Source organism: Gemmiger formicilis, from assembly GCF_016901605.1.
Taxonomy (GTDB): domain Bacteria; phylum Bacillota; class Clostridia; order Oscillospirales; family Ruminococcaceae; genus Gemmiger; species Gemmiger formicilis_B.
On sequence record NZ_JACJKP010000101.1, the window covers coordinates 1 to 11,103 of the forward strand.

Here is an 11,103-nt window from a genome sequence, read left to right on the forward strand (position 1 = left end):
GGCATTCCCAGTCCTTGGTGGGTCCAAAAATGCGCTCGCAGTACAGACCGTCGCGCTCCGGCTTCAGGGTACGGTAGTTGATGGTTTCGGGTTTAGTGACCTCGCCATAGCTCCAGGCACGGATCTGGTCCGGGGAGGCAAGGCCGATCTTAATCGAAGCGAATTCTTTATTTTCCATTCAGCGAACCCTCTCAATTCAAGTATGACACACGATACAGCGAAACATTATTCATCATCAAAGGGGTCGTTCATTTCGATCTTGGCCAGTTCGTCGTCGCTCGGCTCGCTGTCCTCATCCAGATCGTCGTCAAAGCCCTCATCGGCGTCTTTCACGCTGTAGTCGTCCTGCAGCTCGCTTTCGACCAGGACATTGTTGCCTACTTCGTAATCGGCACCTTCAAAGCTGCTGTCATCGTCGTCAAATTCCTGACGCATATCCACAGGATTGCCTTCCTTATCCTGCACCACGATATCCAGGCCAAGGCTCTGCAGCTCTTTGAGCATAACGCGGAAGCTCTCGGGGATGCCGGGACGCGGGATGGGATCGCCCTTGACGATAGCCTCGTAAGTCTTGACACGACCCACGACGTCGTCGGACTTGATGGTCAGGATCTCCTGCAGGGTGTAAGCGGCGCCGTAAGCTTCCAGCGCCCAGACTTCCATTTCGCCGAAACGCTGACCGCCGAACTGCGCCTTGCCGCCCAGAGGCTGCTGGGTGACCATGGAGTACGGACCGGTGGAACGGGCGTGGATCTTATCGTCGACCAGGTGATGCAGTTTAAGGTAGTACATATAGCCGACGGTAACCTTGTTGGGGAACTGCTCACCGGTACGGCCATCGTATACGGTGGTCTTGCCGTCGTCGGTCAGGTCGATCTTGGAGAAGTCGATGATGTGGCCCTTCTCACCCATCAGGCGGTCCAGCTTGGTGGGATACTCGGGCGCATTCTCGCCATGCCACTTGGCACGGGCATCCGCGAAGCAGTCACGCAGGTCGGCTTCGTGGGCACCGTCGAAGACGGGGGTCTGGACCTTCCAGCCAAGCGCCTTGGCCACATAGCCCAGGTTGACTTCCAGAACCTGACCGATGTTCATACGGGAAGGAACGCCCAGGGGGTTCAGCACGATGTCCAGCGGCGTACCGTCGGGCAAGAACGGCATATCCTCCTGCGGCAGAATACGGGAAACAACACCCTTGTTGCCGTGACGGCCGGCCATCTTGTCGCCTACGCTGATCTTACGTTTCTGTGCGATGTAGCAGCGGACACACATACGGACACCGGGCTGCAGCTCGTCGCTGTTTTCCGGAGTAAAGACCTTGATATCCACCACGATACCGTACGCACCATGGGGCACACGCAGAGAGGTATCGCGCACTTCGCGGGCCTTCTCACCGAAGATAGCACGCAGCAGGCGCTCTTCAGCCGTGAGCTCGGTTTCGCCCTTGGGCGTAACCTTACCGACCAGGATGTCACCGGTCTTGACTTCGGCACCCACGCGGATAATGCCGCGATCGTCCAGATCTTTCAGCGCGTCATCGCCAACGTTGGGGATGTCACGGGTGATTTCCTCGGGTCCCAGCTTGGTATCGCGGGCCTCAGTCTCATATTCTTCAATATGAATAGAAGTGTAGACGTCTTCACGCACCAGCTTCTCGTTGAGCAGAACGGCGTCCTCGTAGTTGTAACCTTCCCAGGTCATGAAGCCGACCAGAGCGTTCTTGCCCAGGCTGATCTCGCCGTTCTTGGTGGCTGGACCGTCGGCCAGCACATCGCCGGTCTTGACGGCGTCGCCCACCTGAACAATGGGACGCTGGTTGTTGCAGTTGCCCTGGTTGGAACGCATGAACTTGATCAGTTCGTAGGTGTCGGCAGAACCGTCAGCGCAGCGAACAACGATCTTTTCGGCATCCACGTATTCCACGGTGCCGTCATGGGCGGCCAGAATGCAAACGCCGGAGTCGGTCGCAGCCTTGTACTCCATACCGGTAGCAACAATGGGCTGCTGGGTGACCATCAGAGGCACGGCCTGCCGCTGCATGTTGGAACCCATCAAAGCACGGTTACAGTCGTCGTTCTCCAGGAACGGGATGCAGGCCGTAGCAACGGAAACCATCATACGGGGAGAAACGTCCATGAAATCGACCTGGTTGGATTCGAATTCCTGGATGTCGTTGCGATGACGGCCGGAAACGCGGGAACGGACAAAACGGTTGTTCTCATCCAGCGGTTCGTTGGCCTGCGCAACGATGTATTCGTCTTCCACGTCAGCGGTCATATAAACCACTTCGTCGGTGACAATACCGGTTTCTTTATCCACACGGCGGTACGGAGCTTCCACGAAGCCGTACTTGTTGATCTTGGCATAGGTAGCCAGGTAAGAGATCAGACCGATGTTGGGACCTTCAGGGGTTTCAATGGGGCACAGACGGCCGTAGTGGGTGTAATGAACGTCGCGGACTTCGAAGCCAGCGCGGTCACGAGACAGACCACCGGGGCCCAAAGCGGACAGACGACGCTTGTGAGTCAGTTCTGCCAGAGGGTTGTTCTGGTCCATGAACTGAGACAGCGGGCTGGAACCGATGAACTCCTTGATGGCAGCCACAACGGGACGAATGTTGACCAGGCTCTGCGGAGTGATTTCGCCGCTTTCCTGGTTCTGCAGGGTCATACGCTCGCGGATCACGCGTTCCATACGGGAGAAGCCGATACGGAACTGATTCTGCAGCAATTCACCTACGCTGCGCACACGACGGTTGCCCAGATGGTCGATTTCGTCGGTAACGCCGATGCCGTGATCCAGACCCAGCAGGTAGTTGATGGACGCAAAAATGTCATCCACCGTAACGGTGCGGCAGATCAGCGCATCATGGTTCTGACGCAGCAGTTCCTTCTGCTCTTCCGGATCGGAAGTGGCGTCCAGAATCTTGCGGATCTCTGCAAAATTGGCGCGCTCGTTGATGCCGCACTCTGCGTCAACATCAAAGCTGAAGAAGGGCTGGGCGTCCACGCAACCGTTGGAGATCACGATCACAGGGATGCTCTCTTCGCCCTTGCGCTCTACCAGCACAACCACACGGGTCACACCGGCAGCGTCGATCTCATTGGCTTTGGCGGTGTTGATCTTTTCGCCTTTGGCAACCAGCAGCTCGCCGGTCAGCGGGGCGATGATATCCTCGGCAGCCTTGTAGCCGGCAATACGGCGGGCCAGACCGAGCTTGTTGTTCATCTTATAGCGGCCGAACCGTGCCAGGTCATAACGGCGCGGATCAAAGAACAGGGAGTTCAGGTGGCTGCGGGAGTTTTCTACCGTCGGGGGCTCGCCGGGGCGCAGCTTGCGGTAAACTTCCAGCAGACCTTCCTCGGTGGAGTGGGTGATGTCCTTCTCCAGAGAGGCATTGATCTTGGGCTCGGAATCGCCGAAGAACTGACGGATCTGCTCATCGGTGCTCAGACCCAGCGCACGGATCAGCGTGGTGACCGGCAGTTTGCGGTTCTTGTCGATACGGACATAGAAAACATCCTGAGAGTCCGTCTCGTATTCCAGCCAGGCACCGCGGTTGGGGTTCATTGTCGCAGTAAACAGGTCCTTACCCGTGCGGTCCTTGCTGGAGCCGTAGAACACACCGGGAGAACGAACCAACTGGCTGACAATGGCACGCTCGGCACCGTTGGAGATGAAAGTGCCGGAATCCGTCATGAGCGGGAAATCGCCCATGAAGATTTCCTGTTCCTTCACTTCCCCGGTCTGCTTATTGAACAGGCGGGCCGTGACGTACAGGGGCGCCGCGTACGTGGCGTCCCGTTCCTTACATTCTTTAATGGAGTACTTGGGGTTCTTGTCCAGCCGGTAGTCGACGAACTCCAGCACCAGATTTCCGGTGTAGTCCTCGATCGCGGCAATGTCGTGGAAAACCTCACGCAGGCCTTCCTCCAGGAACCAGTTGTAAGAGTTTTTCTGGATCTCGATGAGATTGGGCATATCAATCACTTCGTTGATGCGGGAAAAACTCATGCGGGTCGTTCTGCCGTTTTGTACGGGCTTGACCTTTACCATAAAACGCGACCACTCCTATTCCATAGATTGACAAAGTTGGCAAAAGCGACTCAAAGGATTCACTTCGGACTGACCCATATTCGTCGTTTTTCACAAACTTTTGGGTTTTGCCTTTTTTGTAAAAGTCCTTTAGGGCGCTCTATTCCATTTTTGTGATACTGATTTAGTATACAGGCTAAAACCCTTATTGTCAAGGCTTTTCGGGGCTTTTTTACAAGTTTTTGTGCGCCTATGAAACGCCCGGGTGCGTGTAATAAAATTTCGGCATTTTGACGATTTTCCTCCACACCGCGACCCTTGACAAATCCGGGGCAGTGGTTCTAAGGGCCTCTTTTGGGCATTTTTCACAACCGTCCGTTTTTCTTTTTGTGCCAGCTTGCCCTTGACAAATCCATTTTGGCAATATAAGCAAAAAAATCCGGCCGGAACTTCCGGTCGGAATTTTGTATTGTAAATCAATCAGTCCAGGAAATCCCGCAGTTTTTTGCTGCGGCTGGGATGGCGCAGCTTGCGCAGCGCTTTGGCCTCGATCTGACGGATACGTTCACGGGTGACGTTGAACTCCTTGCCCACTTCTTCCAGGGTGCGGGGACGGCCGTCTTCCAGACCGAAGCGCAGGCGCAGAACCTTCTCTTCCCTGGGAGTCAGGGTTTTGAGTACGTCCGCCAGCTGTTCCTTCAGCAGGGTCTGGCTGGCCGCCTCTGCCGGGACGGGTGCGTCGTCATCCGGGATGAAGTCACCCAGATGGCTGTCTTCCTCTTCGCCAATGGGCGTTTCCAGGCTGACAGGTTCCTGCGCCACCCGCATGATTTCACGCACTTTATCTACAGACATATCCAGGCGTTCTGCAATTTCTTCTGCGCTGGGGTCATGGCCGTACTCATGCAGCAGCTGGCTGGAAACCTTTTTGACCTTGTTGATGGTTTCCACCATGTGGACGGGGATGCGGATGGTACGTGCCTGATCGGCAATGGCACGGGTAATGGCCTGACGAATCCACCAGGTGGCGTAGGTCGAGAACTTGAAGCCCTTGGTGTGGTCGAACTTTTCCACCGCCTTGATCAGGCCCAGGTTACCTTCCTGAATCAGATCCAGGAACTGCATACCGCGGCCTACATACCGTTTGGCAATGGAAACCACCAGACGCAGGTTGGCTTCGCTCAAGCGCTGCTTGGCTTTCTCACCGTCCGGGCCGCCTGCCTGGATTTTCAGCGCCAGATCAATTTCTTCCTCGGGCGTCAGCAGCGGTACGCGGCCGATTTCTTTCAGGTACACCTTTACGGGGTCATCAATGGTAATGCCATCGGTGTTCAGGCTTTCCTCAAAGTCGTCTACGTTGTCCTCCGTCAGTGCCGCAGCGTCCGCAACATCCGATGCGTCATCGTCCACAACTTCGATGCCGTTGCTTTCCAGTTCTTCGTAGAGCTTTTCCATCTGCTCTACATCCAGAACGTGGCCGCTCTCCTCCATTGCATCGCCGATCTCGGTGTTGGTCAGCTTGCCATTCCGACGACCGTTTTCGATCAAACTGCGAATCGGATCTTTTTTCTCTGCCATAAGTACGTTTCTCCTTTTGGTTTTCTATTGATAAGCCGCGCCTCTGCGCATGGAAAAATCTTTTCTGCTGCTATGCATCCGGATCGGATGGCGGGTCCTGTACGCCTTTTTCCCGCTTTACGTTGGCAAAAATATTCAGGAACTGGTCATCGCTTGTTCCCGCTACCCGCTCACTGACGGGTTTGGCATTTTGCAGGCGTTCCAGATACATATCAATATCTCGCCGGGCCAGTTTCTGGTCGTGATTCTGTGCCTGTGCGTGTGCCACCTGCTGGAATGTTTTCTCATCCAGCATCTGCTGCAACGTCGTCAGGTTCACCGGCAGCTTTTGTTCCCAACTGCGGAAAATTGCCTGCAGTGCCTGCTGCATCTCCGGCAAAAGCACATCTTCCATCCGAACCCGATCGCGCACATACGGAATTTCGTCCGGGTCCTGCAATAGCGCCGCTACCAGCTGACGGCTGGCGCTGGCCGCCCCCAACACGGTATCGCCGCCCTGGGTGTAGGGAATTCGGATATCCGCCGCAATACTCTGCTGCGCCATTTCTTTTTGTTCCTTGCGGCGGCTCTTGCGGTCCGCTGCCCGGATGGCGCCTTGCATCTGTGAAACAATCGCCTGCTTGGAAACGCCGGTTTCTTCCGCCAGACGGCCTGCATAAACATCCCGCGCTGTGGGAGTCACGCTGTACCCCGTCAGAATATCAATCGCTTCACGGATGTAATTCAGTCTTCCATCATCGCTGCGAAGATCATACTTGGCCTTGGCCTTTTTCAGCTGGAACTCCGTGGGATTGGCGGTGCCGTTGAGCAGCATATCAAACCGTTCACGGCCATACTTTTTGATAAATTCGTCAGGGTCTTTCGCTCCCTGGTAGCTCAGGACACTGACCTTTACCGGGCTGTTGGCAAACAATCCCAGACTTCGTTCCGTTGCCTTCTGCCCGGCTTCGTCCGAGTCGTAACTCAGGATCACTTCATCGGCATACTCGCTCAACAGTTTGACCTGCTCCGCTGTCAGTGCCGTACCGCAGGCACAAACCGCAGTATCAAATCCCGCCTCGTGCATCGAGATGACATCCATATAGCCTTCGCAGAGGATATAACGCTTGCTTGCCGACTTTTTGGCTATATTCAGCGCGAACAGCGTACGGGATTTGTGGTAGACCATCGTTTCCGGGCTGTTGATGTATTTGGGCTTGGAATCATCCAGAACCCGTCCGCCGAAGGCAATGATGGAACCGCGCACATCAATGATCGGAACCATCACCCGATGGCGGAAAATATCGTAGAGATTCCCTTTGGCGCTGCGTTTGATCAGACCGGAATGTTCCAACTCCCATTCCGTAAATCCCCGGCGCTTGAGGTAGTGCAGCAAACCGCCGAAATCTTCCGGCGCATACCCCAGACCGAACCGCCGGATTGCCGCATCGGACAAACCTCGTTTTTCTTTCCAGTACCGACGCGCCTGGGCCGCTTCGGGGGTTTTGGCATTGAGCTGCTCGTAAAAGTACCGCGCTGCACTGCGGTTGATTTCCAAAAGCCGCTGCCGTGCCCGGGCTTCTTTATCTTCTTCTTCCGGCAACGGCATCCCCACACGGGAAGCCAGCTGCTTGACGCTTTCCACATAACCGAGATTATTGTACTTGCGCACAAAATTTATAACATCGCCGGCTGCGCCGCAGCCAAAACAGTAAAAACTCTGTGTATCGGGATACACCACAAAGGAAGGAGTCTTTTCATTGTGAAACGGGCAAAGACCGCTCAAGGTACGGCCTCTGCGCCGCAGCTGAACATATTGGCCGATGACTTCTTCAATATCGTTGCGGCGTACCACTTCCTGTATGTATTCCTGCGGAATCAAATCCGTTCCACCTCCCCCGGAATCCCTTTTTGGTCACAGGACCTGCCACTTTTGCGGCACAAACCACTCCACAAACAACCGCGTGGCAAATTCGTCGCTCATGCCGCTGATGTAGTCGGTGGCTGCGCGGTCTACGCCTTCGTTATAAGCAATCTGAAGATAGAAGTTCGGCATCAGGGCCGGTTCTTCGCACAGACGCTCATACAATTCCGCGATGAGCTTGTCCACCTTCTTTTCTTCCCGCTTTGCTTCCCGGTCCACATAGACCGTGGAATACATAAAATCCTTTAAGGTGGCATAGGCGGCTTCCACTTCCGGTGAGAAGTTGATTCGGCCGTTCTGGCTATGTTCCACCAGATCGGTGATCATCGTTGTAATACGCTGGGATTTGGTGGTTCCCAGTACCGCGGTGGCTTCCGGCGGCAGCTGACGCGGGTCCAGCACACCGCCTGCCACCGCATCCTCAATATCGTGGTTGAGGAATGCGATATGATCGGCCCGGCGTACAACGCAGCCTTCCGGTGTGCGTGCCCATGTGCCGGTAGTGTGGGTGATGATACCGTTGCGGACTTCCCAGCTCAGGTTCAATCCCCTGCCGTCCTTTTCCAGCATATCCACCACCCGCAGGCTTTGCCGGTAGTGGGTAAAGCCGCCCGGGCACAGACGGTTCAGTGCCCGCTCCCCTGCATGACCAAAGGGGGTGTGGCCCAGATCGTGCCCCAGCGCAATCGCTTCGGTAAGGTCCTCGTTCAGGCGCAGCGCACGGGAAATCGTGCGCGCAATCTGGCTCACTTCCAGCGTATGGGTCAGACGGGTACGGTAGTGGTCCCCTTCCGGCGAAAGAAAGACCTGCGTTTTCTGCTTCAGACGTCGAAAGGCCTTGCAATGCAGAATCCGGTCCCGATCCCGCTGAAAACAAGAGCGAATCGGGTCTTCCTCTTCCAGAGTACGACGCCCACGGCTGTTCTGGCTTAGGGTGGCATAACGGCTCAGCGTCTGCCGCTCAATGGCCTGCGTTTCTTCTCGGATCGTCACAAAACCCGCCTCCTTCTGTTTTTCCACTCTATCTATAAATACGACAAAACCGCGCGAAACACTTTATTTTTTTCTGCTTTTTCACGATTTCTTTAAAAAGGTGCGTATTCCGGCGCCGAAACCTGTACCTGTGCCGCACCGCGCATCAGCTCCGCCAGGGACTGACACAAAGCAGTTTCCTCCCCTGCCGGCATACGCCACTGCAGAGTAACCACATCAGCAAAAACAGGTTCCTGCAGTTTTGCCCCTGCAGCCGCCACCATCCGCTGCACCTGCTCAAACAATGCATAAGGCACACACAGGCTGCAATCTACCACCAGCCGCATGCTGACCAGTTCTGCCTGCTGCAGTGCCCCGGAGGCCGCGGCGGTATAGGCCCGTACCAACCCGCCGGTCCCCAGCAGAATGCCGCCAAAATAGCGGGTTACGACCACAATCACGTCCGATACACCCGCGTGGCCGATGGATTCCAGAACAGGTGTTCCGGCTGTTTTGGCCGGTTCCCCATCGTCGGAATACCGTGTGCGGCCGTTGCGAAGCACATAGGCATATACATTATGCCGCGCCGTCCGGTTGGCTGCGCGCACTCTGTTGAGAACCTCCAGGGCTTTTTCTTCCGTATCGGCAAAAGATGCCGTTGCAATAAAGCGACTGCGCTTTTCTTCGTATTCAAATGTGGAAACGCCCCGGATTGTCTGATAATCGGACATGACGAAACTCCTTACTGACAACCAAAAATACCCCAGATGTCTCCATCTGGGGTACCCAATAAGCAAAACTTATTTGCCAACGTTGGCATAACGGCGCTTGAAGCGCTCGACGCGACCACCGGTGTCGACCAGCTTCTGTTTGCCGGTGTAGAACGGATGGCACTTGCTGCAAACTTCGACGTGGATCTCCGGCTTGGTGTCACGGGTGTGAATCACGTTGCCGCAGGCGCAAGTGATGGTGCAGTCCACATAGTTCGGATGGATGCCCTTCTTCATGGTTATTTCACCTCTTTCTCGATCATGATTACGGGAGCCATACTTAATATATGTGCTCATCACAATCTTCGAATTGCGGCTACCAGCATTCACCATCCTGTGCGAATGGAGCAGCCATCTGAACGATTGCTAAAGTATTTTAGCAGAATTTGCATAGATTGTCAAGGAAAATCTCCATAAAACGTTCAAAAGACAGATGAAAGACCCCATTGTGAACGGTCGTTCCTGCTTGTGTACAGGTTTGCGATGCTTAACAAGCCTTTTTGGGTGGTGAAAATGTTGCATGTCAAAAAAAGAAAACGCCTTGAACCAACGAATCATCGTACAATTCAAGGCGCTTTTGGAGCGGGATACGAGTCTCGAACTCGCCACCTACTGCTTGGGAAGCAGTCACTCTACCGGATGAGCTAATCCCGCATGACTTAATTATTTTACCGCAAGCCTGCGGTTTTGTCAATCCTGTTTTTGGTTTTCCCTTGTGCCGCCTGACGGATTGTTATATAATGAAATCATATTTTCTTTTCTCATATTCGTTCGGGAGGTTTCCTGATGAAAACGTTTTTGAAGATCTTTGCCGCAGTTCTTGTTGTGACGACTTTTTTCATCTTTTTTGGCGGGCATCTTCTGTTCACATCCTCCAACCCTTACCTGACCGGTGTCTTCTGCGCATTGGTTCTCTCCGTGCTGATCTACACTTTCTGGTGCCTTTCCGAGAAAATTGATCAGCTGGAGAAGCGGCTTGACGCGTTGGAACAATCCTCTCGGAAAAATCCCTGACCGCTTATAAAAAGGAGTTCTTTCTATGCTGGATGCATTTCCGATTTATCACTGGTTCCATAACGGCAATTCATATTCCGGTGCCGAGGGCGGCATGCGATATGTGATCGTCCCCGGCAAAAAACCTGATCCCAATGATGAAAGCGGCAAAACCAAAGTGGAGTTTCTTACCGCACATGTCTGGCCCGGTCCCTGGAGTATTGAACACACCGCAGAAGAAAAAATTGAAACCTGTGAGTTTGAAGGCAACCAGCAGGGCCTGGATGCAGCTGTAGCCTGGTTCCACGAACGGTACCGGGAAGAAATTGCCCGTTGGGAGAGTATCCCCTCCATTCTGGATTGCGAACCGGACCGATAAATCGGCATTTTATAAAAAATAAGGGAGATGGCAAAGCCATCTCCCTTATTTTTTATCAGTGTCAGTAACGGGCATACAAGAATCCGCCGCCGCCCAAAAAGCGCCCCATAAACAGAAACGCCAACAGCGCTGTTTCGTACGCTGCCCAGCGGAGCGGCCACGGGGCTTCCATGATTTTTTTCCGCAGGGATATCCCCCGTTCCTGCAGCAAATCCCCGGCTATCAAAATTGCAAGACCCGCAAACAGAAAAATTTGTTCCTGGCGGGTTGTCAGGCCCAATTCCCAGTAATTGCTGAACACATTGTGTCCGCTGTTATGCAGAATACCGGAAAAATAGGCCGCCGCGTTGGAAAGACTGCTGGCACGGAAAATGGTAAACGTAAAAACAAAGATGGAAAAAGTACCGGCAATGCCAACCAGCCGCCCCCATCCTTTGGTGATGGCGCGCCGCCAAGGCAGATGATTTTCCAGT

The 11,103-nt window shown here is 54.3% G+C and carries 10 protein-coding genes and 1 tRNA gene; 2 read left to right on the forward strand and 9 right to left on the reverse strand.

Going from position 1 to position 11,103, the window contains the following annotated elements; translation table 11 throughout:
- From H6B10_RS09010 to H6B10_RS09045, 8 genes are all read right to left on the reverse strand, one after another.
- A partial coding sequence (locus H6B10_RS09010) for a hypothetical protein (RefSeq protein WP_204651306.1) occupies positions 1–178 on the reverse strand: 178 nt, incomplete at its 3' end.
- Between the two features lie 47 nt (positions 179–225).
- On the reverse strand, positions 226–4,056 hold the full coding sequence (locus H6B10_RS09015; protein WP_204651299.1) for a DNA-directed RNA polymerase subunit beta: 3,831 nt from the start codon (positions 4,054–4,056) through the stop codon (positions 226–228).
- Positions 4,057–4,515: 459 nt separating this feature from the next.
- Positions 4,516–5,613, reverse strand: a complete 1,098-nt coding sequence (gene rpoD, locus H6B10_RS09020; protein WP_204651300.1) for an RNA polymerase sigma factor RpoD — start codon at positions 5,611–5,613, stop codon at positions 4,516–4,518.
- Between the two features lie 70 nt (positions 5,614–5,683).
- Positions 5,684–7,474 (reverse strand): DNA primase, encoded by a 1,791-nt coding sequence (dnaG, locus tag H6B10_RS09025; RefSeq protein ID WP_204651301.1) that lies wholly within the window; start codon positions 7,472–7,474, stop codon positions 5,684–5,686.
- A gap of 33 nt (positions 7,475–7,507) precedes the next feature.
- The gene (locus H6B10_RS09030; protein ID WP_204651302.1) at positions 7,508–8,509 is read right to left on the reverse strand and encodes a deoxyguanosinetriphosphate triphosphohydrolase; all 1,002 of its coding nucleotides are present in this window, start codon (positions 8,507–8,509) and stop codon (positions 7,508–7,510) included.
- Positions 8,510–8,601: 92 nt separating this feature from the next.
- Positions 8,602–9,219 carry an IMPACT family protein gene (locus H6B10_RS09035; RefSeq protein WP_204651303.1) on the reverse strand — a complete coding sequence of 206 codons (618 nt, stop codon included), beginning with the start codon at positions 9,217–9,219 and terminating at the stop codon, positions 8,602–8,604.
- Between the two features lie 69 nt (positions 9,220–9,288).
- Positions 9,289–9,495, reverse strand: coding sequence for a 50S ribosomal protein L31 (gene rpmE, locus H6B10_RS09040; RefSeq protein ID WP_040917610.1), 207 nt, complete (start codon positions 9,493–9,495; stop codon positions 9,289–9,291).
- A 341-nt stretch (positions 9,496–9,836) separates the two neighbouring features.
- A tRNA-Gly gene (locus H6B10_RS09045) sits at positions 9,837–9,912 on the reverse strand.
- Between the two features lie 132 nt (positions 9,913–10,044).
- Between H6B10_RS09045 and H6B10_RS09050 the strand changes: the two genes are divergently transcribed.
- Both H6B10_RS09050 and H6B10_RS09055 read left to right on the forward strand, forming a co-directional pair.
- On the forward strand, positions 10,045–10,272 hold the full coding sequence (locus H6B10_RS09050) for a hypothetical protein (RefSeq protein WP_204651304.1): 228 nt from the start codon (positions 10,045–10,047) through the stop codon (positions 10,270–10,272).
- A 25-nt stretch (positions 10,273–10,297) separates the two neighbouring features.
- Entirely contained in the window at positions 10,298–10,630 is a 333-nt protein-coding gene (locus H6B10_RS09055; protein WP_204651305.1) for a hypothetical protein, read from the forward strand.
- A 61-nt stretch (positions 10,631–10,691) separates the two neighbouring features.
- On the opposite strand, the gene H6B10_RS09060 is transcribed toward H6B10_RS09055, so the two are convergent.
- A partial coding sequence (locus H6B10_RS09060; RefSeq protein ID WP_345941728.1) for a hypothetical protein occupies positions 10,692–11,103 on the reverse strand: 412 nt, incomplete at its 5' end.